The 22,476-nt window shown below is 59.1% G+C and carries 23 protein-coding genes and 2 pseudogenes; 16 read left to right on the top strand and 9 right to left on the bottom strand.

Translation table 11 applies throughout. The features are described 5' to 3' along the window. The first annotated feature begins 5 nt into the window (after window positions 1-5). From IB244_RS23525 to IB244_RS23500, 7 genes and pseudogenes are all read left to right on the top strand, one after another. Window positions 6-713, top strand: a complete 708-nt coding sequence (locus tag IB244_RS23525) for a ribonuclease activity regulator RraA (RefSeq protein ID WP_192305836.1) — start codon at window positions 6-8, stop codon at window positions 711-713. After that, on the top strand, window positions 710-1,636 hold the full coding sequence (locus IB244_RS23520) for a dihydrodipicolinate synthase family protein (protein ID WP_192305834.1): 927 nt from the start codon (window positions 710-712) through the stop codon (window positions 1,634-1,636). Before IB244_RS23525 ends, IB244_RS23520 begins: the two co-directional genes overlap by 4 nt. A gap of 111 nt (window positions 1,637-1,747) precedes the next feature. Then, complete coding sequence (locus tag IB244_RS23515) at window positions 1,748-2,434, top strand: fumarylacetoacetate hydrolase family protein (protein WP_192305882.1); 687 nt, start codon at window positions 1,748-1,750, stop codon at window positions 2,432-2,434. Between the two features lie 495 nt (window positions 2,435-2,929). Then, the gene (locus IB244_RS23510) at window positions 2,930-3,424 is read left to right on the top strand and encodes an acyl-CoA thioesterase (RefSeq protein WP_192305832.1); all 495 of its coding nucleotides are present in this window, start codon (window positions 2,930-2,932) and stop codon (window positions 3,422-3,424) included. A 54-nt stretch (window positions 3,425-3,478) separates the two neighbouring features. Next, a pseudogene (locus IB244_RS32475) lies at window positions 3,479-3,595 on the top strand (type II toxin-antitoxin system mRNA interferase toxin, RelE/StbE family); the annotation flags it as partial. Between the two features lie 136 nt (window positions 3,596-3,731). Further along, window positions 3,732-4,031, top strand: coding sequence for a DUF1778 domain-containing protein (locus IB244_RS23505; protein ID WP_192305831.1), 300 nt, complete (start codon window positions 3,732-3,734; stop codon window positions 4,029-4,031). Then, window positions 4,028-4,531, top strand: a complete 504-nt coding sequence (locus IB244_RS23500) for a GNAT family N-acetyltransferase (protein ID WP_192305829.1) — start codon at window positions 4,028-4,030, stop codon at window positions 4,529-4,531. Before IB244_RS23505 ends, IB244_RS23500 begins: the two co-directional genes overlap by 4 nt. A 120-nt stretch (window positions 4,532-4,651) precedes the next feature. Here the strand turns inward: IB244_RS23500 and IB244_RS23495 are convergent, their stop codons facing one another. Then, window positions 4,652-4,915 carry a helix-turn-helix domain-containing protein gene (locus IB244_RS23495; RefSeq protein ID WP_192305827.1) on the bottom strand — a complete coding sequence of 88 codons (264 nt, stop codon included), beginning with the start codon at window positions 4,913-4,915 and terminating at the stop codon, window positions 4,652-4,654. 109 nt (window positions 4,916-5,024) lie between these two features. Here IB244_RS23495 and IB244_RS23490 point away from each other — a divergent pair. From IB244_RS23490 to IB244_RS23480, 3 genes and pseudogenes are all read left to right on the top strand, one after another. Next, window positions 5,025-5,150: pseudogene (locus IB244_RS23490) on the top strand (LysR family transcriptional regulator); the annotation flags it as partial. A 49-nt stretch (window positions 5,151-5,199) separates the two neighbouring features. Next, window positions 5,200-6,228 (top strand): IS110 family transposase, encoded by a 1,029-nt coding sequence (locus tag IB244_RS23485; RefSeq protein WP_192305825.1) that lies wholly within the window; start codon window positions 5,200-5,202, stop codon window positions 6,226-6,228. 260 nt (window positions 6,229-6,488) lie between these two features. Beyond that, window positions 6,489-7,295: a LysR family transcriptional regulator gene (locus IB244_RS23480; protein ID WP_192305823.1), complete on the top strand. Its 807-nt coding sequence runs from the start codon at window positions 6,489-6,491 to the stop codon at window positions 7,293-7,295. 147 nt (window positions 7,296-7,442) lie between these two features. On the opposite strand, the gene IB244_RS23475 is transcribed toward IB244_RS23480, so the two are convergent. Genes IB244_RS23475 through IB244_RS23455 form a run of 5 tightly spaced genes read right to left on the bottom strand, consistent with a single transcriptional unit; the run spans window position 7,443 to window position 11,996 of the window. Continuing rightward, entirely contained in the window at window positions 7,443-8,300 is an 858-nt protein-coding gene (locus tag IB244_RS23475; RefSeq protein WP_192305821.1) for a transporter substrate-binding domain-containing protein, read from the bottom strand. A 36-nt stretch (window positions 8,301-8,336) separates the two neighbouring features. Beyond that, complete coding sequence (locus tag IB244_RS23470; protein WP_025659290.1) at window positions 8,337-9,119, bottom strand: ABC transporter ATP-binding protein; 783 nt, start codon at window positions 9,117-9,119, stop codon at window positions 8,337-8,339. Beyond that, entirely contained in the window at window positions 9,116-9,856 is a 741-nt protein-coding gene (locus IB244_RS23465) for an ABC transporter permease (protein ID WP_018856246.1), read from the bottom strand. Before IB244_RS23465 ends, IB244_RS23470 begins: the two co-directional genes overlap by 4 nt. After that, entirely contained in the window at window positions 9,856-10,575 is a 720-nt protein-coding gene (locus IB244_RS23460) for an ABC transporter permease (protein WP_192305819.1), read from the bottom strand. The genes IB244_RS23465 and IB244_RS23460 overlap by 1 nt, the downstream gene beginning before the upstream one ends. Further along, complete coding sequence (locus tag IB244_RS23455) at window positions 10,572-11,996, bottom strand: M20 family metallopeptidase (RefSeq protein WP_192305817.1); 1,425 nt, start codon at window positions 11,994-11,996, stop codon at window positions 10,572-10,574. The genes IB244_RS23460 and IB244_RS23455 overlap by 4 nt, the downstream gene beginning before the upstream one ends. Before the next feature lie 174 nt (window positions 11,997-12,170). On the opposite strand from IB244_RS23455, the gene IB244_RS23450 reads away from it, so the two are divergent. Further along, window positions 12,171-12,806 carry a GntR family transcriptional regulator gene (locus IB244_RS23450; protein WP_169682031.1) on the top strand — a complete coding sequence of 212 codons (636 nt, stop codon included), beginning with the start codon at window positions 12,171-12,173 and terminating at the stop codon, window positions 12,804-12,806. Window positions 12,807-13,137: 331 nt separating this feature from the next. Here the strand turns inward: IB244_RS23450 and IB244_RS23445 are convergent, their stop codons facing one another. The 3 genes from IB244_RS23445 to IB244_RS23435 form a co-directional block, all read right to left on the bottom strand. After that, entirely contained in the window at window positions 13,138-14,346 is a 1,209-nt protein-coding gene (locus tag IB244_RS23445) for an MFS transporter (protein WP_192305815.1), read from the bottom strand. Between the two features lie 58 nt (window positions 14,347-14,404). After that, window positions 14,405-15,394 (bottom strand): AraC family transcriptional regulator, encoded by a 990-nt coding sequence (locus IB244_RS23440; RefSeq protein WP_192305813.1) that lies wholly within the window; start codon window positions 15,392-15,394, stop codon window positions 14,405-14,407. 395 nt (window positions 15,395-15,789) lie between these two features. Continuing rightward, a complete protein-coding gene (locus tag IB244_RS23435) occupies window positions 15,790-16,689 on the bottom strand; it encodes a LysR family transcriptional regulator (RefSeq protein ID WP_169682034.1) in 900 nt (299 codons plus the stop codon). Window positions 16,690-16,806: 117 nt separating this feature from the next. On the opposite strand from IB244_RS23435, the gene IB244_RS23430 reads away from it, so the two are divergent. The 5 genes from IB244_RS23430 to IB244_RS23410 all read left to right on the top strand — a co-directional run bounded on the left by IB244_RS23430 (window position 16,807) and on the right by IB244_RS23410 (window position 22,320). Next, window positions 16,807-17,739: a VOC family protein gene (locus tag IB244_RS23430; RefSeq protein ID WP_192305811.1), complete on the top strand. Its 933-nt coding sequence runs from the start codon at window positions 16,807-16,809 to the stop codon at window positions 17,737-17,739. Window positions 17,740-17,949: 210 nt separating this feature from the next. Next, window positions 17,950-18,861 (top strand): helix-turn-helix domain-containing protein, encoded by a 912-nt coding sequence (locus IB244_RS23425; protein WP_210334318.1) that lies wholly within the window; start codon window positions 17,950-17,952, stop codon window positions 18,859-18,861. Window positions 18,862-19,273: 412 nt separating this feature from the next. Beyond that, complete coding sequence (locus IB244_RS23420; protein ID WP_018856256.1) at window positions 19,274-19,966, top strand: hydrolase; 693 nt, start codon at window positions 19,274-19,276, stop codon at window positions 19,964-19,966. Between the two features lie 86 nt (window positions 19,967-20,052). Next, the gene (locus tag IB244_RS23415; RefSeq protein ID WP_037089501.1) at window positions 20,053-20,340 is read left to right on the top strand and encodes a XapX domain-containing protein; all 288 of its coding nucleotides are present in this window, start codon (window positions 20,053-20,055) and stop codon (window positions 20,338-20,340) included. Window positions 20,341-20,442: 102 nt separating this feature from the next. Next, window positions 20,443-22,320, top strand: a complete 1,878-nt coding sequence (locus tag IB244_RS23410) for an amidohydrolase (protein ID WP_192240518.1) — start codon at window positions 20,443-20,445, stop codon at window positions 22,318-22,320. Window positions 22,321-22,476: the final 156 nt, after the last annotated feature.

Here is a 22,476-nt window from a genome sequence, read left to right as displayed (position 1 = left end):
TCTCAATGTCACTCGATCCCAAAATCGTAGAAACCCTCAAGGGCGTGTCTACCGCCACACTTACGACGGTGCTCCTGAAGAAGGGGCTGCGTAACGTCTGGATGCGCGGCACCAAGCCGATCAAGCCGGGTCAGGGCCGTGTCGTCGGCAAGGCATTCACATTGCGCTTCGTGCCGGCCCGCGAAGATCTGGCCACTCCTGCAAGCTGGGCATCACCGATCTCCACTCGTGCCGCCATCGAGGACATGCCGGCAGGTTGCGTTGTCGTTGCCGATGCGATGGGCATAACCGATGCCGGCATCTTTGGCGATATCCTCTGCGCCCGAATGGCCAAACGCGGTGTCGCCGGTCTCGTCACCGATGGCGTAATGCGCGATGCAGAAGGGGTCCTTGCCAGCGGCATGAATGTCTGGTGCGACGGCATTGCCGCTCCGCCGTCGGTTGCTGGTCTGACCTTCGTTGCGTGGCAGCAGCCGATCGCGTGCGGCGGCGTTGCGGTGTTCCCCGACGACATCGTCGTTGTCGATGAGGATGGCGCGGTGTTGATCCCGGCAGGTTTCCTCGAAGAGGTACTAGCCGAGGCTCCAGAGCAGGAGCGGATGGAAGCTTGGATCATGACGGAAGTCGATCGCGGCGTGCCTCTGCCTGGCCTCTACCCGATGAATGCCGAGACCAAGGAACGCTATCAGGCATGGAAGGATAGCGGGAAATGACCTTCGGAACGGAGTCCAAGGGCGTCTACGCAATCGCGACAACGCCGTTCTTCGAAGATGGGTCGATCGATTTCAACTCGATCGACAAGCTGACCGACTTCTACCAGGAGAGCGGCTGCACGGGCGTTACCATTCTCGGCATCATGGGAGAGGCTCCGAAGATGGAGCCAGAGGAGAGCCGGGCGATAGTCAAGCGGGTGCTTGCCCGGTCGAAGATCCCGGTCATCGTCGGTGTCTCTGCGCCAGGATATGCCGCCATGCGCTCGCTTGCGCGGGATTCGATAGAGATGGGAGCTGCGGGGGTGATGATCGCACCGCCTCCGGCGATGCGAACGGACGACCAGATTGTCAACTATTTCGCAGGGGCAGTCGAAGCGGTCGGAGATGATGTGCCTTGGGTTCTCCAAGACTATCCGCTGACGTTGACTGTGGTGATGAGTCCTGGTGTGATTGCCAAGATCATGACCAACCACAGCTCGTGCTTGATGTTGAAGCATGAGGACTGGCCGGGTCTGGAGAAGATCTCGAAGTTGCGATCTATGCAGAAAACCGGCGAGCTCCGCAACTTCTCCATTCTCTGCGGCAATGGCGGAATGTTCCTCGATTTCGAGCCTGAGCGTGGAGCTGATGGCGCGATGACTGGTTATGGCTTCCCGGACATGCTCACCGAACTGGTCGGTCTATTCGCCTCTGGAAAACGTGACGAGGCGCATGACCTCTTCGACGCACATCTGCCGCTCATCCGGTACGAGCAGCAGCTCGGCGTCGGGCTAGCGGTGCGTAAGCACGTGCTCAAGCGTCGCGGCGTTATCGCCACGGATGCCCAGCGTAAGCCCGCTCAGATGCTCTCGGCCACAGCGAAGGCTGAGGTCGACTACCTTCTCGCTCGCGTCGGCAAGCGTGACAAGAGGGCGGCGCTCTAAACACCCGAACCGGCCGTTTGCAGTAGCCCCGGCTGCCGCGGACGGCCCCATTCCCAGTATGACATAGGCTAGTTCCAGGAAGCATATATGAGCCCAGGTGTCCGCGACGAAATGAAACTCGCGTTTGCCCCTCCAGCGACATCGGTTTTGCCGATTGCGGGAAGCGACATCCATTTCCCGGTCCATCGAATCTACTGTGTCGGCAGAAACTTCGCCGACCATGCGATCGAGATGGGCCACGATCCGACCAAGGAGCCGCCGTTCTTTTTCCAGAAGAACTCCGACTCGCTGGTTCGGCCGGAACGTGGCTTTCCCTACCCGGGGCAGTCGGAAGACGTTCACTATGAGGTCGAATTGGTCATCGCCCTTCACAAGGGTGGGTCCGATATTCCGGTCAATCGCGCGCTCGAATGCGTGTTCGGATATGCTGTCGGTCTTGATATGACGAGGCGCGATCTCCAAGACGTGGGCAAGAAAATGGGGCGGCCTTGGGAAGTGGCAAAGGCTTTTGAGGATTCAGCACCCTGCGGACGAATCCAACTGGCGGAACGCATTGGTCATCCTTCGGCTGGCGACATCTGGCTTAGCGTCAACGGCGAGCGCCGTCAGTCCGGTGACCTCAATCAGATGATCTGGAAGGTCCCGGAGATGATTTCCTATCTCTCAAAGCTCTTCACGTTACGCCCTGGTGATCTAATCTTCGCGGGCACCCCCGCTGGCGTCGGACCGATCAAAGTGGGAGATGACATGGTCGCGCGAATTGCGGGCGTCGACGAAATCTCGGTCAAGGTATTGTAGGCAGGACCGAAATTGAGATGGAGAACGGCGACGACGAAACTACCGGATGGAAATTCCTCAGTATCGGGGTCGTGGTGGCAGTGGCAATTCTCCTGGCACTTGTGCAGTGGGTAGTGTCATCTCAGTCGCTCTATGGTGTCCTCTAGTCGAGCGCAAATAGTAGAGAACTGGAGCGAGGCGTTGGCTCCTTCTCGCTCAATGAGCCCCATGACCTCGAGTTTTAGAACGCCACACAGATCAGAGCGATGGCCGAGCGTGCGGCCACGCAGGTAAAGATCCAGCGCGCGGTTGAGTGTTTCTCCATCGTCGCGATCAGACTATCTACTCGGGATATTGAAAGTCGCCTTGGCGCTTTCTGAGCATGCCGGGCTGCATATCAGCCCACTGGTCCATACTGATCGTGATTGTCGTCGTGCGAGCAAAGCATACTCTCTCGGCATAGGCCCTAACTGGGGCCGGCTGCGTCTGTATGACATGAAGGAAGGGGATTTCCTAATGATAGCCGAGCAAGATCGAATCCTTGAAATGACAGTGCTCATGACGCCCGACATGGCGAACTTCAGTGGAAAGGTGCATGGAGGAGCGCTGCTGAACCTCCTCGACCGCGTGGCTTTCTCCTGCGCGTCGAGGTTCTCCAAGCAGTATGCGGTTACGCTCTCCGTCGACCAAGTGATGTTCAAGGAGCCAATCCATGTTGGCGAGCTCGTGACATTTCGCTCTTCCGTCAACTATGCAGGGCGAACGTCGATGGAAATCGGTATTCGCGTGGAAGCAGAGAACATTCGCTCTGGACTGCGCCGCCATACGAATTCCTGTTATTTCACAATGGTTGCCGTCGATGATGAGGGGCGACCCGTGGCCGTTCCGGATTGGAAACCCGTCACGGAGATCGACAGGCGACGGCATCAGGCGGCGGAACTGCGTCGGACTCTCCGACGGGAGTTTGCGGAGCGCCATGAGGCGGCTGCCGCTGGCCAGAACCCGGCGTGACCTCGCCTAGCTGTCTTGCGCGGGGTCAATGCAACGCGACCGGTAAGACACATACTTGTGATCAACGGGACGCCGTATGTAGCGGCGAACGCCGTTAGCGAAACAACCGTTCGCATTCTGCGCGTCCTCCATGGCGCGCAGGAGTGGCCAGACTCCCTGCCGACCAGCTAAATCGGCCTTATTAGCGCTGCGTCGGTTCGGATCCGTTCAAGACCGGCAAAGAAGTTGAGGTGTCGAAACAGCGCGACACGAAACTTGTAAAGATAACGTCGTTACGCTATATGGTCGGTGAAAACAGGAGATTTCTATGCCCACCACCCCGCATAGGAATAAAAGCCCGGACGCCAGCGTGCCGCTGAATATGCGTATCAAGCCTGCGACCCGCAACTTGATAGACCGCGCTGCTGAATTACTTGGCAAGACGCGCACGGATTTCATGCTGGAAGCCTCTGAACGCCGCGCAGAGGAAGTGCTGCTCGACCGTACTATCTTCACGGTCAGCCCCGAAATCTATGCCGAATACCTTGCGCGACTGGATGCGCCCACGCAGCCCAATGAGCGTTTGAAACGCACCATGTCGACCAAAGCGCCGTGGGATGAGGCGTGACTCTCAGCGCACCGATACCACTGGCCCATCACCACGAGCTGGCAGAATTCAATTCCGGCGTCTTTGAACTGGATGACTGGCTACGTCGCCGCGCCCGCGCCAATCAGGCAAGTGCCGCATCCCGTACCTTTGTCGTGTGTGAAGAAAATCGCGTCATCGCCTATTACGCACTCGCTTCCGGCGCAGTGAAACAGCCGGAAGTGCCCGGCCGTTTTCGGCGCAACATGCCAGATCCAATTCCGGTTGCCGTGCTTGGTCGTCTCGCCATCGATCAGTTCTATCAGGGGCGCGGGATCGGCAGAGCATTGGTGCGCGACGCAGGCTTGCGCTTGCTCAATGCCGCAGAGATCCTCGGCATCCGCGGCGTGCTGGTGCATGCGATTTCCGATGACGCGCGAGCCTTCTATGAGGCGGTGGGCTTTCTGCCTTCGCCATCTGATTCCATGATGCTGATGATCGGCTTGAATGATCTCAACAGCGCGATGAACTCCCAACCTTAGTTTGTCGACGTTTGGCGCAGCGCACTTACAGTCGTTTCTAACTTGCTGTAACCAGTGTAGAAACCATGCCGTGTTGTGGGTTCGCTTCTCGTCAAGGCGACCAATTAGGTTTTTCCAACATTACTTGTGCGATTTGCGACCGGGCTTCAATGGCTCCGGTCTGGGATCGGCCGGATCAGGTGAGGTGAAAAAAATCGCGACGTCCACCTTGAGAGCTCTTGCAAGGCGATCAAGCAGATCAATTGACGCATTGTGTTTGCTTCGTTCGAGATCGCTGATCACTGTGCGATCTACTCCTGCATCGACCGCCAGGTTTTCCTGGGTAACGCCCAGCGATGAGCGCAGTTGTCGAAGATTCCAACCGATGCGAGCACGAGTGTCCATATTTCATGGCCACCATCTTGCGTTGCATTAATCCATAGGATATATCCGACATAATATATTAATCCTCCCGGACAGGGATTCTCTTGGAAAGAGCGGATCGGCGACCCTCATGGAACTACGCCAACTCTCCTATTTCAAAGCGGTGGCCGAGGAACTGCACTTTGGCCGGGCGGCAGCCAGGATGCACATTGCCCAGCCGGCCTTAAGCATGCGTAATCGGGCGGTCCCGCAAGAGGCAAGCTCCTAGTACAATCCCGGTTCAACCGCGATGAAGGGAGATGACGATGTTCTATGCTGCTTTGGACGTGTCACTGCGCGCAGTGGCTATCTGCATTATCGATGAGACTGGAAAAGTCAGGCTCGAACGCTCTGTGCCATCGGACGTTCCCGATATTGTCCGCTGCTTCGACGAGTTCGGCGAACCTATCCACGAGGTCGGGCTCGAAGCTGGCACGCTCACCCAGCACCTGACTTACGGTTTGACGGAGGCGGGCTTCGATGTCGTGTGCATGGAGGCTCGCCAAGTCAATGCTGCTCTTTCGGCCATGCGTAATAAGACGGACAAGAACGATGCGCGCGGCATTGCCCAGCTGCTTCGATCGGGTTGGTACAGCCGGGTACATGTGAAGAGCGTCGAAAGCCACTACACCCGAGCGCTACTTAGTAGCCGGAAGGTGATGCAGCGAAAATGCCTTGATCTCGAAAACGAGATTCGAGGGCTGCTCAAGGTCTTCGGCGTGAAGCTGCCCATACGCCTCAGGGGCGGTGCGTTTGAAGAGGCTGTCCGCGACACGATCGAAAACGATCCACCGCTCAGTCATGCGCTTTTGCCAATGCTAGAGGCTAGGCAAATGCTCTTGGAGACATTCCTCGAGCTGGATCGACGTGTCCGGAAGGCCGCCAATCAAGACACCATAACCACCCGTTTCATGAGCGTTCCGGGCGTCGGATATGTCACGGCCCTGAGCTTCAAGGCAGCAGTCGATGACCCCGCTCGCTTTAAGAGCTCACGAACTGTCGGAGCCCACTTTGGATTAACACCACGACGCTTCCAATCTGGTGAAAAAGATAATCCCGGCCGCATCTCACACGCTGGTGACGCCGATGTGCGCGCAACGCTCTACGCCGCGGCCAACGCGATGCTCATGCGATCGATTGCGTGGAGCAGCTTGAAAGCATGGGGTGTACGCCTCATGAAAACCAAAGGAAGACGGCGAGCCATTGTCGCTGTTGCCCGCAAAATTGCTGTCTTGCTCCATCGCATGTGGATTGACGGCACAGAATTCCGGTTCGGATTGGAGGCTGCAGCATGAATTGAAACAGCCACCGAAACCGATCCTGGCCGGATCGTCCCATGCGGACGACGGGATGGATGAAGCCGACTATGACTGCTGCGCTTCGAGCGCGTCCTTAAGCAAGGCTCTCCAGACCCTGATCCCATGCATGCGTGCAGCGGCTCCAAACGAACGGAGCCACCAGACTGCGGAGAGAAGCGTGACCCGCATGATCGATCAGGCCATCAAAGATCAGAAAGAGCTTGACCCAAATGCCCGATTAGAGAAGCAATCATGTGATGTCGCTGGAAAGGGAGCTTGGCTGCCCGCTGTTCATCCGCTCGACGAGACGGGTGGAACTGACCAGGGCAGGGGAAACCTTTTACGATCGCTGTGTGCGGATCCTGAGCGACATCGACCTGACCACGGAACTGACGCGGGCAGCCGGCGGCAGTCGCATTCGCCAGATCCGGATCGGCAGCATCTACCCGGCCACCATGGGCATGCTGCCGACCTTCCTTGCCAAGATCGCCCGCAAGTATCCCGATGTCCGCATCCACATCGCGTCCGGCAATACCGGCGAGATCATCCGCGGCCTGGAGACCGGCCAGCTCAATCTAGGCTTCATCCGCCCGGTGGAAAACATCGGCTCCTTGCGCTTCGTCTCGCTTGCGCATGAGCGCTACTACCTGGCGGTTGGCCATGCCAATCCGCTGCCCGCCAGGGAGGAGATCAGCATCGACGATCTGCGCACTCAGAAGATCATCGCCTTCAACCGGCAGAACCTGTCGTTCTCCGAGCGCTACTTCAATGAGAAGTTTGCGGAATACGACCTCACCGCCAACATCGCCTTCAGCTGCGATGACACCTATGCGCTGGTGTCGCTGGTCTCTGCCGGGCTTGGCATCGGCTTTGCACCGGAATGGACGCTGGATCTTCCCAATCGCGGCTTTGAACTGAAGAAGGTAAGCGGGATCGACTTCCGGATCGGGCTTGGCATTGCCTGGAACAGAGAAGATCCAACCGCTGGCCGCGACGATATCGTCGACATCGCACGGTCGCTGGCAAGGCGCGGGCAGGCCGCCGATCGGTTGCAAGGACAATGACTGATTGCGAGTTCGGCTAGAAACAGGATATGCGGTCGTGGGGCAGTCGGTCCGCGTTTCAACCCCTGCCGTGACGCTGAGTTTTAAGCTCCGCTGTCGCGACCCGGCAGGGAGTCCCGCCGGGCCCATCGTTGTGAACGCTTCCACTCACTTCGGCGTAACGTCGAAGCCGAACCACTTTTCTGAAAGCGTCTTGATCGTGCCGTCGGCCTTGGCGGCCTCGATGGCGTCGTTGAACATAGCCTTCAGCTCGGTGTCGGACTTGCGCAGGCCAACAGAGCTGCCGCGACCGAGGAAGCCGCCTTGGAAGCGCGGTCCGGCAGTCGTCATGTCCTCGTTGCCCGGCTTTGCCGAGGCCGTCGTCAAATAGGCCATGGACGCCATCACCAGATCGACGCGGCCGGCCTTGAGGTCGAGATCATGTTCTTCCGTCGTTTTGTATTCGCGAACCTCGACGACGCCCTTCAAATACTTGTCGACAAAAGTCGCCGCGGTCGAAGCGGTCTGAACGCCGATGATCTTGCCCTGCAGGGCAGGCTTGATCTTTTCGATCTCGGCGGCAGCCCCGGCCTCGTCGCTGGCAAGCGAGAAGACCTGGCCCTTTTCTGGCAGGTTTGCGAGCTCGCCTTCCTTGGCGGTCGCGAACGCCTGGCCGGTGGAACCGTAGGAATTGCTGAAGGCGATGACTTCCTCGCGCTTGGCGGTCGCCGACATGCCGGAAATAATGGCGTCGAACTTGCCGGCATTGAGCGCCGGGATCATGCCGTCGAAGTTCTGCACGACGATCTTGCACTCGACCTTCATGTGGTCGCAGAGATATTTTGTCAGCTCGATTTCATAGCCGTCGAGCGAACCGTCGGGCTTGGTGAAATTATAGGGCTTGAAGGCGCCTTCGGTGGCGATCGTCACGGTCGTCCACTTCTTCTCTTCGGCGTGTGCAACACCGGCGGTGGCGACAAGCGCCGTTGCGGCCGCAGTCAAAAGTGCCCTCGAAAGAATTGTCATGTTTTGCTCCCCTTTTGTTGGTTTGGGTTGAGAGATTTACTTGCTGATGAACTGACGGAAACGGTCCGAGCGCGAACTGGCGAATACCTCCTGCGGCTTGCCGTCTTCCTCGACGCGGCCCTGATGCAGGAAGACGACACGGCTTGAGACGTCGCGGGCAAAGCCCATCTCGTGGGTGACGACCAGCATCGTGCGGCCTTCCTCGGCGAGCGCGCGCATGACGCGCAGAACCTCGCCGACGAGCTCGGGATCGAGCGCGGAAGTCGGCTCGTCGAAGAGCATGACTTTCGGCCGCATGGCGAGCGCCCGTGCGATCGCGGCCCGCTGCTGCTGGCCGCCAGATAGGTGGGCCGGATAGAAATTGCGCTTCTCGGCAATGCCGACCTTGGCAAGCAGCGCTTCGGCTTCCTCGACGCATTCCGCCCGGGACCGACCGAGCACATGAACCGGCGCCTCGATGACATTCTCGAGTACGGTCTTGTGGGTCCAGAGATTGAAGCTTTGGAACACCATGCCGAGCTGAGAGCGGATGCGATCGACCTGGCTGCGGTCGGCCGGACGGCTGCCGTTCCTGGTATCGGGCACCATTCGGATCGTCTCGCCGGCAACGGTCACTTCGCCGGAGTTTGGCGTCTCAAGCAGGTTGATGCACCGCAGGAAGGTAGACTTTCCGGAGCCGGACGAGCCCAGGATAGAGACCACATCACCTTCATGTGCATCGAGTGAAATGCCTTTCAGCACCTCGACCGGACCGAAGCTCTTGTGCAAGTCCTTGACGCTGAGCGCGATTGGGGAAGGGGAGGCGTTCGCCGCTGTCATCGGGCGTCTCCTTCAAGTGCGGGAGCAGCCGGAACTGCCGGGTGGTGGGGAACGGGCTGGCGCAGGTGCGGGCTCAACCAGTATTCGACGAGATGGACGAGGCGCGTCAGCAGGAAGTTGATCGCAAGATAGATCGCGCCGGCGACGATGAAGACCTCGATCGCCCGATAGGACTCCGAGATGATACGCGCCGCAACACCGGTCACTTCCATCAGTGTGATGATCGAGGCAAGCGAGGTTGCCTTGACCATCGCGATCATCTCGTTGCTGTAGCCCGGCAGGGCCTGGCGGATCGCCAGCGGCAGCACGATGCGGCGGAACTGCATGAGCCGCGGCATTCCGCAGGCTCGCGCTGCCTCAATCTGGCCGAACGGAACCGAGAGCAGACCGCCACGGATGATTTCGCTTGCATAAGCCGCAGTGTTCATCGTCAGCGCCAATACCGCACACCAGTAGGCGTCGCGGAGAAACGGCCAGAAAATGCTGTGACGCACGGCCGGAAACTGGCCGAGGCCGTAGTAGATCAGGAAGATCTGTACGAGCAGCGGCGTGCCACGGAAGACGAAGACATAACTCCGCGCGAACCATTCAAGCGGCGCAATGCCGGAGAGCCGGCAAAGCGCGATCGCAAGCGCCAGCATCGCCCCAAGCACAATCGAGGTCGCGGCAAGCTCGAGCGTCAGCGGGATTGCCGAGACCAGGCTGACGAATGTCTCGAAGAGAAACGACCAGTCCATTAGCCTCTCCTCACGCCGCGCGAGAAGTGCCTTTCGGCACCGCGTAGAAAGAGACCCGAGCCTGTCGAGATGATCAGGTAGATCGCGCCCGCGATGACGTAGAAATCGAAGGGCAGGCCAGTCGATCCGGCAGCCACCTGCGTCTGGCGCAGAAGCTCGGCGACGCCTGTGATCGATACCAGGGCTGATTCCTTCAGCACAACCTGCCACACATTACCAAGCCCCGGAAGGGCATGGCGAAGGGTGAGCGGTGCGATGATCCGCCGGAAGCGTAGGGTCCTGCCCATGCCGCAGGCAATCGCCGCCTCGATCTCGCCGTGATGCACGGCCCTGAAGGCGCCGCGGAAAACTTCGGTGAACTGCGCGCCCGAAGTGACGCCGACCGCAAGCGAACCAGCGAGGAAACCGGGGAATCCGAGGAAGCCCTCTGCTCCGAACAGTCGGCCGATGGCGGTGACTGCCGCGCTGCCACCGAAATAGAAGAGATAGATGACGAGAAGATCCGGAATGCCACGCAGGACGGTCGTGCAGGTATCGGCAGCGATGCGAATTCCCCGTCCGCCTGATATTTTCGCCCAGGCGCCAAACGAACCGATGACTGCGCCGATCGAGTAGCCGGCAAGGGCAATCAGAACAGTCATCCACGCGCCGGCAAGCAGCGCCTTGCCCCATCCGTCGGGGCCGAAGCTTACGAGCTCGAGGATCCCGGGCTGGTTCATGATGCCTGCCTTTCGGGAAGCGGTGGCTCGACGTCTTCTGGGATCGGATTGACGAACGGTGACCCATCGAGGCGAGCCTGAAGGTCCGCCTTGGCCGCCTTAATCAGCGCCGGATTTGAAATCAGCGCGATGGCGGTGCTCGCCATGACCTTCGCGGCATGCTCCGTGCCCTTGTGGGCCGCCGGAAGCTTGCCTTGCGCGACGAGCTGCCAGGAGTGGCCTGGCGTGCCGATCGCATAGGTGGCGCCGCGCATCTGCACTGTCGGGACGACCCAGCTGACGCTGCCGACATCGGTGGAACCGACGATCGTGCTGTCGCCGGCATAGAGAGGGAAGATCTCCTCGCAGAGCGGCTGGTCCTTTTTCGGCTTCAAGCCGAAACGGGCATAGGAGGAGGCGATGTCCTCGGCACTCATCGTCGCCTGGAACTTGCGCGCGGTGTCGCGGTCGGCATCGTCGAAGACCGGTGGCCCGAGACGCTGGAGATTTGCAAACATCAGTTCCTCGAGCGGCACATTGCCGACGAGGTTGGCGTCACCGCTGATCACTTCACTTCGCACCGACGTCTCGGTCATCAAGGCTGCGCCCTCAGCCACCTTCTTGACACGGGCGACAAGCGACAGGAGCTCGGGCAGGTTGCGGGCACGGATAAGGTAACGCACCGTCGCTCTGGCCTGTACTACGTTCGGTGCCGAGCCGCCTGTGTCGGTCACGGCATAGTGGATGCGTGCCGTCGACGGCATGTGCTCGCGCATATAGTTGACGCCGACATTCATCAGTTCCACGGCATCAAGGGCGCTTCGGCCGAGATGCGGCGTGGCCGAAGCATGTGAGGCGCGGCCGCTAAAGTGGAAATTGATCTCGTTGCAGGCGAGCGATACCGGATTGTTCACTCCAGCAAAGGCAGCCGGATGCCAGCAAATGGCGATGTCGACATCATCGAAGACGCCGGCGCGGACCATGAAGCCCTTGGATGAGCCGCCCTCTTCGGCAGGGCAACCATAGTAGCGGATACGGCCCTTGACGCCATTTGTTTCGAGGAAGTCCTTGACGGCGGCAGCCGCAAGCATGGAACCGGCGCCGAGCATGTTGTGGCCGCAGCCATGGCCATTGCCGTTCGCGAGCGCCTCGCGCTTTTCAGCCAGCCCAGCGACCTGGCTGAGGCCGGGAAGCGCGTCGAACTCGCCGAGGATGGCAATCACCGGCCCATCTTCGCCAGCTTCGCCCATGACGGCTGTCGGCAAACCGGCGATGCCGCGCTCGACGCGAAAACCTTCGGTTTCGAGCTGCCGCGCATGCTCTTCGGCAGAGCGATATTCCTCATAGTTCGTTTCCGGCATATCCCAGACGCGGTCGCTGAGCGCAAAAAAGGCCTCACGCTTTGCTTCGACGATGTCCCACACGGCTTCGGTGTTTTTCATGGCTTTCAAACCGGCTTCATTTCGCATAGTATCCAAAATTGGCGCCAATTTATGGTACAAATTTTATTTGTGCAATCCGTGTGCATGAATAAATTTTGGACAACCTCAAGCGCTTCTTACGCCTACAGAATCCGCGATTGGCGTGCTATCGGTGATGAAAAACGGGGAGATCGCATGGCAGATGTCGTGATGGAAGAAAAGGCGGAAGCGCCCGGCACGCGCGACGTGACAGACTTCATCCTGCAGGACATTCTGGCCGGCATTCTGCCTCCTGGGACGTGGTTGAAGCAGATTGACCTCGAACGTCGATACAATTGTACCCGCCCCGAAGTGCGCCGTGCGCTCGATCGCCTGGCGCAGAAACGGCTAGTCGAGCACGTGCAGAACCGCGGCTATCACGTCTATGAGCCGGACGGCCGCCGGGCGCGGGAAGTCAGCGAAATTCGCGTCATTCTCGAAACGGCCATTGCTGGAACAATCATCCAGAACGCCTCGGCAGGGGATGTCAGCACTCTCAGGACGCTTGCCGAGCACTTCGATCAAATGGCGCTGAACGGCACGATGCTGGAGCTCTATGAGGCCAATCTTGCCTTTCACCGCCAGCTGCTGGTGCTCGGCGGCAATCTGGAACTCGTCGATCTCATCACCGAGATCCGCCAGAGAACCTCGTCCGCGCCGGTCTCCCAATGGCGCACACGTGCCCGCGTCGAACAGTCCGGCCGGGAGCATCACTTGATGATTGATGCGATCGCTGCCGGTGAGACCGAACGGCTGAAGGACCTTATGCGGCAGCACATTCGTCAGAACTGACAGGCCCATGCGCTGATCCTGCTATTGGCAACCGATTTTCACCCAAGCTGGCGGAAAGCCAAGATATTGCAGATCTGGGCCCATGAGCCGGCCGGAGTATATTATTGAGCTAGTTGCGTCGAGTTTTTCCAGAAAGCAATGAAGGGTCGCGCATTCCTTTCAACTGCTACCAAAAAGAACGCCGACGATGGCCGGCGGCGTCCTCATATCCAGAGCGCGGCAAGAGTGCCACTCGGCCCGGCGCGCATTGCCGAGCCGGCGCCTACAGATGCGCAGGGTCTCACAGCATCTTCGGTCCGATTGCCTTTGCTTCACAATCCAGAAGCAAGGATCAACTGCGAGGTTGCATCGACGCCAAGGCGAGGGTCGATGCAGCCAGGACTGCGGTAAGGGTCAGGGGCCCAACAGCGCCATAGTGGTCAACGATATAGCCACCGAAAACCGCGCCGATACTGATGGCGACCTGAAAAGAGACGACCATCAGGCTGCCTGCCGCCTCCAGAGCGTCGGGTGCGCCGCGGGAAAGATTGGTGGGCAGCACCACCGGCGCCATGCCGAAGGCGAAGCCCCAAAGCGTGACGAGAGCGAACGCAATGGCGCTATGAGCGCCCCAGAGCACCAAAGCAAATGCAGCAAACGCCATTAACGCTGCCGTGACAACGAGTGCCAGGCGGATACTGGCGTCGGCCATTCTGCCACCAGCGATGTTGCCGATCACTGAGGCAATGCCAAACCCAAGCAGCGCCAGGGCGATCGATCTGGTTTCAAGAAGCGTCACTCGTTCGAGGAAGGGACGCACATAAACCGAGCCAGCAAAATGGCCCGTCATGAGCAAAAGGATTGCCAGCATCCCCAGTTGAATGCCACGCCGCCGTGTCAGCCGAAAAACATCTGCGAGACTGTTGCTTGTACTTGCAGGCAGTGTTGGCAAGGTGAGTACCTGCAGCAGCATTGCAAGCGCGGCAAGCCCCGCTGTCATGGCCATGGCGCTGCGCCATCCCAGCCAGTCGCTGATCAGAGCACCCATCGATGGTGCAGCTATTGTGGCGAGCGACACGCCGAGGGTGACGATAGCCATGCCCCGGCCCGTTGCATTGGCGCCGACCAGCCTCGACACAACGGCAACTGAAAGCGCCCAGAAACCGCTAAGGGCGATGCCCAATCCAGCCCGGCCTAACAACAATAGCGAAAAATCGGTCGCTAGTGCTGCAAGAATATTGGATCCGATTGCCAATGCACTGAGACCGACCAGCACCGTCTTTCGGTTCAATCTGCCGATGAGAACATTGCTCAGAAGGGCAGTCACAGCACCGACGGAAGCGGTAGCGGTGACGACCTGGCCGGCTGTTCCTTCGGTAATCCCGAGGTCGCGCGCCAGCGGCGTCAGCAGGCCCGCCGGCAGGAACTCGGCCGATACCAGTGCAAAGCTGGTGGCCGCCATCGAAAGAACGGCAAGCCAGGTCGCAGCATTCCACGTGGATGGCTCAGGGATCTCCAGGCCAATTGCTGCTCCGTCAAGCTGTGATGTTGTGTCCGTCATCCGTGTCTCTCCTTAGGTTGGAGATGTCATAGACGAACTGTTCTGGATGATATGTATCTTAGGATCCGAAATCCATGTCTATTCGTCCGGAATTTGTGCGGCGCACAACACCCGGTGAGACCCTCGTGATACGCTTGAAGGCGCGAGCGAAGGATGCCTCGGACTCATAGCCTAACCGGGAAGCAACCTCGGCAACCGACATGCCGCTTTGCCCCAACAACTCACGAGCAAGCTGCATGCGCAGACGGGCGAGATAGTGTGCTGCGCCTTCTCCCAAAATAGCACTGAAGCGCTCCGCAAAGATGGAACGCGACTGGCCTGCCACGCCGGCGAGACTTTCCAGGGTCCAGTTGTGGCCGGGGTCTCGATGCATGGCTGCCAAGGCACGACCGATGTGAGGATCGCGGATGGCGGCGAGCCAACCCGTGGTCAAGGCCCCGCTGCAATTGACCCAACAGCGGATAAGACGCGCTGCGAGCAAGTCCGCCATTCGCGATAAGACGGTAGCACTCCCCATTTGTGGCTGTGTCGCCTCCGCCGACATTGCTGCCAGCAGGGGGCCAACGACCGGGTCATTGCCGGCAACATCGCAGCCCTTGATGATTGGTGGCATCAGAGCGATCAAGGGATTAAGCGCATGCGCGCCCAACGCCATGGAGCCGCAGAAGAGAGTGCTTGTCGCACCCGTTCCTTCCCGTACCACTTCGCAGACGTTGCTCCCCCACCTCGTTATCTGACAGCTTTTAAGCGAGTCGCCCTCAACATCTGGTGCGCTGGCCAATCGATGCTCGATGCCTTGCGGCAGCAGCACCAGATCGCCATCGTTCAACTCCTGCCATCCTTGGGGTTCCGTGTGGATCCAGCACGGACCCTGGCTTACAAAGTGAAAACGAAGAAGCTGTTGTTGCGGAAAGGCGATGCTCCATGGATGTCTGAGTTCGCAGCGTCCATAGTTGACCCCACTCAAGCGAAAGTCTTGCAGGACTTCACTTAGCGCATCCATGGGGATATTTGACGACGACAATGGTCGAGACGAACGGTCAAGCATTTAGCCAATCTAGGTCTCGAGCGTCCAGCATTCAAGCAGGGTGGCCACGCGGCGCAATTGGTTTTCCTGCACTGTTCCTGTTCCTGATTTCAAATATGATCGCTGCAGAACAGCCGCGCCCCTTATGGCTTCCAGCCGCCGGATTGAAATCAGGTTCGAAAGACGGAAGCGCGCTACATTTCGAGCCTTCTGATCGCGAAGACTCGATCTCAGCTATGCGTTGATTGCATAACGTGTGCGGGCGCCAGGACCTAGCAGCAACCGAGCCCCTTTGCGTGGACCCGCCAGGATCGCGGCGACCAGTCTATAAGGCCAAGCCACGTTCAATGACTCCAGTCAGGGCTCCTAAGAACCTCCCCCGTCGTCAATCAAACCTTGAAACTCCAAATTCGATACTAGCCGAGCAGCGTCATTTGCGAGGCCACTTGCTCCTCGAAGAATTTGGAAAAAGTAGCAATGCGCGGTGGCAGCGCCTGATAGGGTGGGTAATAGAGCGTTAGCCACAGGTCGGGCGGCGCCCAGCCCTGGAACACGTGCACAAGGCGGCCGCTTCGCAGATGCTCGGCAATATTAAATCCGGGCAGCATCGCGACACCGGTCCCATCGGCAGCCATGTCGGCCAGCACTTCACCATTGTTGGCACTGAAGGAGCGCCCCGCCGAGATCGTCATGCTCGATCCGCCGTCCGAAAGCACCCAGGTCTCTCTTCGGCTCTCGCCGCTATAGGCAAGGCAATCGTCTGGCGTCAGCTCGCCCGGGTGCTGCATGGTCACGTACCGGCTTCCCGGCGCTGCCACCAGAATACGAGGAACGACGCGAATCTTGCGCCAGATGGTGAACTTGTCGGACGGTTGGGAGGATATGCGGATTGCCAGGTCATAGTCGTCATCGACGATATTCACGAGCCCGTCCGACAGCGAAATCTCGAAGCTTATCCTTGGATAACGCTCCCTGAAGCCCGACAGTATCGGCGGCAGCACAGTTTTGCCGAACCAGGTCGGCGCGCTGATCCGCAACCGCCCTTCATCGGCCTTGTGAGCATTCATCACCTCCTTGCGCGCATCTTCCAGCATCGCGATCGCCGGCTGTATCTGGGCGGCAAACACAGCACCGTCAGTCGTCAGCGACACCTGCCGCGTGGTCCGCACGAAAAGTTGGAGGCCGAGATCGGCCTCCAGTGCGGCAATCGCTCGCGTCACCGCCGCGGGGGTCATGTCGAGTTCGCGTGCGACCTGGGCGAAGTTGCGCTTCTCGGCCGCCAAGAGGAATGTTTTCAGGGCTTTATAGTCGTTCATCTCGATTATTTCAAAAATAGCAATTCAATCGAAAGTAATATTGCAATTCCGGGGACTGATCAACCGACATACATCTTGGGCATCAAACAGACAACGCCCGAGAGAAAGGCCAGGAACATGATCAAGGATATCACGGGACTGCATCACGTCACATCGATGGCGTCGGATGCCCGCCAGAACAACCAATTCTTCACCGACACGCTCGGCCTTCGCCGCGTCAAGCAGACCGTGAATTTCGACGACCCGAGTGTTTACCACCTCTATTATGGCGATGAGAACGGTTCGGCCGGAACAGTCATGACTTACTTCCCTTTCGAGCACATGATGCGCGGCAGGGCCGGTGTCGGCGAAGTTGGCGAAACCCAGTTCTCCGTACCGAAGGGCTCGCTTGCCTTCTGGCGTGAGCGCCTTGCCGCACAGAATGTTGGCGGCCTGCAGGAAGACACGGTCTTCGGCGCCAGGCGTCTGCGCTTCAACGGCCCGGACGGCGACGGTTTTGCACTCATCGAGACTGCCGATGACGCCAGACCGGCCTGGACTGGCGGTGATGTCTCGCACGAGGCTGCGATCCGAGGTTTTTCCGGGGCTCGCCTCAACGTGCGTGACACGGCTGCGACAGAAGAACTGCTGAGCTTCATGGGCTACGAGCGCGCCGACAAGGAAGGGGATGTTACCCGCTTTATCATGCCCGACGGTAATGGTGCCGACACAATCGATCTCGCCGCCTTGCCAGAAACGCCCTTTGCTCGCCAGGGCGCCGGATCGGTCCATCATATAGCGTTTGCCGTCGACAATCGCCAAAAGCAGATCGAAGTGCGCAAGGCGCTAATGGATACGGGCTATCAGGTAACCCCTGTCATCGACCGCGATTACTTCTGGGCCATCTATTTTCGTACGCCGGGTGGGGTCTTGTTCGAGATTGCCACCAATGAACCTGGCTTTAATCGTGATGAGGACACCGCGCATCTCGGCGAAGTGCTGAAATTGCCGACCCGCTACGAGCCGTTCCGCGATAGGATCGAAGCCAATCTCCAGCCGCTGGCTGCCTGAGGGAGCCCTTGGCAGACACCGACAATTCAAAGCGCCGCAGGACTAACCCCCTGCGGCGTTACACGATTTTGTGTTCTGCGGATTGCCGCAAACCTGTCTTGAAGAGGCAAGGCGCCGCCCGTAAACGAACTTTCGGCTCACCAGGCGATCCCGTCGTGAGCCGCGGCATCGAGATGCCGTGCCGAATGCTTCGAACGGAAGGTTGCTGACTTGGGACCCATCTCTATCGATCACATCAAACCAGCCCAGTCAAAGCCAACGGACAGTTTTGGCTGCCCGTTCGACAAGCTCTACAAGGACCAGTCGATTGTGGGGGCCGATATTGTCTTTTTCCGCAAGGGTAGTCGCGACGGCCATCTGCAGCAGATCGAGGCCGAGGCCAGCAATCGCGGTTTTGTCGTGGGCTTATCCACCACCGGAAGGCATACCCGGCGTGTCTTCCATGAGCACCACGCGACCAATCATGCCTTCGATCGGGACGCGATCTACATCCGAGACATGTCCGACCATTACAAGGCTGACCTTGGCGGCGCTTTCGACTTTCTGCTCCTTCAAATCTCACCGACTTCGCTCGAACGGATAGCAGAGGAGGCCGAGCTAGCCGGAGTGAATTCGCTCACTGCGGAAACGGCGTCGAAGGATGTCGTGCTTTCCAACCTTGCCCGCGTGCTGATACCCGCGCTGGAAAGCCCCGAAAAAGCACCGCAATTATTTGTCGACCAGATGGCCACCGCAATCGGCAGCTATCTCGTGCAGCGCTATGGCAATAGATCGACCCCCTTGGCGCTCCGCTCCAGAATGCTGTCGCGTGTTCAGGAGAAGCGGGCCAAGAGCCTTCTCCTCGACAACCTCGATGGGGAGATATCTGTCCTCGACGTCGCCAGGGCATGCAACCTTTCGCGCGGCTACTTCATTCAAGCCTTCCGCGAGACGACGGGCATGACGCCTTACCGGTGGCTTCTCAACGAACGGGTTTCGCGTGCTCGAGAACTCTTGCGCACGCCCGATATACCGCTTTCGGAAGTCGCAACCTCATGCGGCTTTGCCGACCAGAGCCATTTCACTCGTGTTTTCACCAATCTTGTCGGCACGACGCCTGGAAGCTGGCGGCGCAGTTGCTGAGGACCACGCCTGGGGCAGCGGCGATTTCCAGGTTTTGATTGACCGCAAGTGCATTTCGTCCAATCGACCTGACTTTTAGACAAGACCCGCCTCGACAATTGAGCGATTTGTCACCCATTCAAACTAGGTTTTTTCGGTGAGCGCCCGCAATCTGGAAAGGGCTTTCATCGCGTAGATTATTGCATTTGGAGCAATTCAATCGGAATTAATATTGCAATTCCGCCGCACACCAAACCGATCTAGGTTCCATTTCAGCAGCCAAGACGAACGAAAAGAGATGGGCCGCTAACACCGATTAACCGGCTCCGGCCACCCAAGAGCATTCTGAAAGCCACTCCGCGCCGACCAGAAAAGTGCTTCACATGTCAACCCGCCGCATCAGCGGTTCAAGCAGACGGAAGAGAAACCTGAAATGTCCAAGAAGCTCGAAGTCCTGACCCCGAAGAACAGCCAGCTCATCTTCATCGACCAGCAGCCGCAGATGGCGTTCGGCGTCCAGTCGATGGATCGCCAGGTACTGAAGAACAATGTTGTCGGCCTCGCCAAGGCTGCCAAGATCTTCAACATCCCGACGACCATCACCACCGTCGAGACGCTGTCCTTTTCCGGCCACACCTTCCCTGAACTCCTCGCCGTCTTCCCGGAAAACGACATCCTCGAACGTACCTCCATGAACTCCTGGGATGACCAGAACGTTCGCGATGCGTTGGCCAAGAACGCCGCCGAAGGACGCAAGAAGATCGTCGTTTCCGGCCTTTGGACAGAAGTCTGCAACACCACCTTCGCGCTGTCTGCGATGCACGACATGCCCGACTACGAGATCTACATGGTCGCCGACGCTTCCGGCGGCACGTCTTCCGAGGCCCACAAATACGCGATGGACCGAATGGTCCAGGCCGGGGTGGTTCCGGTGACCTGGCAGCAGGTTTTGCTCGAATGGCAGCGCGACTGGGCTCACCGCGAGACCTATGACGCGGTCACCTCGCTGGCCAAGGAGCATTCCGGCGCCTACGGCATGGGCATCGACTATGCCTACACGATGGTCCACGACGTAGACGAACGCGTCACCCACGGCAAGCGCATCGGCCCGAACCCGGCCAAGTAAGTCCGCCATCCAACCCATTCGGCCCGCTTCGGCAGCATGAAAGGATGTCTTGCCGAAGCGGCGCCTCCATCGTCGAGGACGCTCCAATGAAACTCTATCTCTTTTCCCTGGGCGCCGGTCTTCTGGTCGGCATTGTCTACAGCCTGCTCAATGTCCGCTCTCCGGCTCCGCCGGTGGTTGCGCTGGTCGGCCTGCTTGGCATTCTGGTTGGCGAACAGCTCATTCCCTTCGCAAGAACGCTGATCGCCAAGGAGCCCGCGGCAGTGTCGTGGATCAACCAGATCAAGCCGCACATGTTCGGCCATATGCCGAAAGGCGACGTCCGCAATGACATCGTCGTGTCTCGCCAAGCTCAGACGAAGTCTGATAGCTGAGGCCGCAAGAGGAGATTCGCTTGCGATGGGGCCGCCGATGCCCAGTTGCCCCGGCGCAAAGCGTTGAAATCAATCTTAATAGTGAAGCCAGGAGCATATCTCATGTTCGCCGACCTCATCCTCCACCACGGTTTGATCACCACGCTCGACCGTTCGAAACCGAATGCCACTGCCGTCGCGATCAAGGACGGTACCTTTCTGGAGGTTGGCACCGATGCCGAAATCATGGCTTTCGCCGGCCCCGACACCAGGATCGTCGACCTCAAGGGCAAGCGTGTCCTGCCGGGCCTGATCGATAACCACACCCACGTCGTGCGTGGCGGCCTGAACTTCAACATGGAACTGCGCTGGGATGGCGTTCGCTCGCTTGCCGATGCCATGGACATGCTGAAGCGCCAGGTGGCCGTGACACCCGCCCCGCAATGGGTGCGCGTTGTCGGCGGCTTTACCGAACACCAGTTCGTCGAAAAGCGCCTGCCCACGATCGAGGAGATCAATGCGGTTGCGCCCGACACGCCTGTCTTCCTGCTGCATCTCTATGACCGGGCACTGCTGAATGGTGCAGCCCTTCGTGCCGTCGGCTACACAAAGGACACACCGAACCCGCCAGGCGGCGAAATTACCCGCGACGCCAATGGTAACCCGACCGGCATGCTTCTCGCCAAGCCGAACGCCGGCATTCTCTATGCGACGCTGGCCAAGGGCCCGAAACTGCCCTTCGATTACCAGGTCAATTCTACCCGCCACTTCATGCGTGAACTGAACCGGCTCGGCATTACCGGCGTCATCGATGCTGGCGGCGGTTTCCAGAACTATCCCGATGACTACGAAGTCATCCAGAAACTGTCGGACGAAAACCAGCTCACTGTCCGCCTCGCCTACAACCTCTTCACCCAGAAGCCCAAGCAGGAAAAGGAGGACTTCCTCAACTGGACGTCCTCGGTCAAATACAAGCAGGGCAATGATTATTTCCGCCACAACGGCGCCGGCGAGATGCTGGTCTTTTCGGCAGCCGATTTCGAGGATTTTCGCCAGCCGCGACCTGAGATGGCACCGGAAATGGAAGGCGAGCTCGAAGAGGTCGTTCGGGTGCTGGCTCAGAACCGCTGGCCCTGGCGTCTGCACGCCACTTATGACGAAACCATCTCGCGCGCGCTCGACGTCTTCGAGAAGGTCGACAAGGATATTCCGCTCGAAGGCCTGAACTGGTTCTTCGACCATGCCGAAACGATCTCGGAGCGCTCCATCGACCGCATCGCGGCATTTGGCGGCGGCATTGCCACCCAGCATCGCATGGCCTTTCAGGGTGAATATTTCGTGGAGCGCTATGGCCACGGCGTCGCTGAAGCCACCCCGCCGATCCGCCGCATGCTCGACAAAGGCGTCAACGTCTCGGCCGGCACCGATGCAACGCGCGTCGCCTCCTATAACCCCTGGGTTTCGCTTGCCTGGATGGTCACCGGCAAGACAGTCGGCGGCATGCAGCTTTATCCACGTGCCAACTGCCTAGACCGCGAAACGGCCCTCAGGATGTGGACGGAAAAGGTGACCTGGTTCTCCAACGAGGAAGGCAAGAAGGGTCGCATCGAGAAGGGCCAGTTCGCCGATCTCGTCGTGCCAGACAAGGACTTCTTCTCCTGCGCCGAGGACGAGATCTCCTTCCTGACATCGGATCTCACCATGGTCGGCGGCAAGGTCGTCTATGGCGCCGGCGACTTCAAGGCGCTCGACGAAAGCGACGTGCCTCCAGCCATGCCCGACTGGTCGCCGGTCAGAAAGTTTGGCGGTTATGCCGCCTGGGGCGAACCGGAAGGCGCTGGTCGCCACTCGCTGCGCCGCACCGCGATCGCTTCGTGCGGCTGCGCCAACGACTGCGGTGTCCACGGCCATGACCATGCCGGCGCCTGGACTTCGAAACTGCCGATCGCCGACCTGAAGGGCTTCTTTGGCGCGCTTGGTTGCTCCTGCTGGGCCGTCTAAGACCCGTCACGACCACAGGCGTCTAGCGCGGGCAGCGTATCACCGCTGCCCCGTTCCCACCTTCCACTTAATTGCAAATTTCGCAATTAATACGAAATTATTGATGCAATTGTTGGCGGCAATAATTCCAGCCAATATCGCTCCAACAGCCATACA

It is taken from the genome of Rhizobium sp. RHZ02 (genome assembly GCF_014851575.1).
In the GTDB taxonomy this organism is placed as follows: Bacteria; Pseudomonadota; Alphaproteobacteria; order Rhizobiales; family Rhizobiaceae; genus Rhizobium; species Rhizobium altiplani.
The sequence above is the reverse complement of the archived record's forward strand: the minus strand, read 5'-3'. Positions and strand labels throughout refer to the sequence as shown.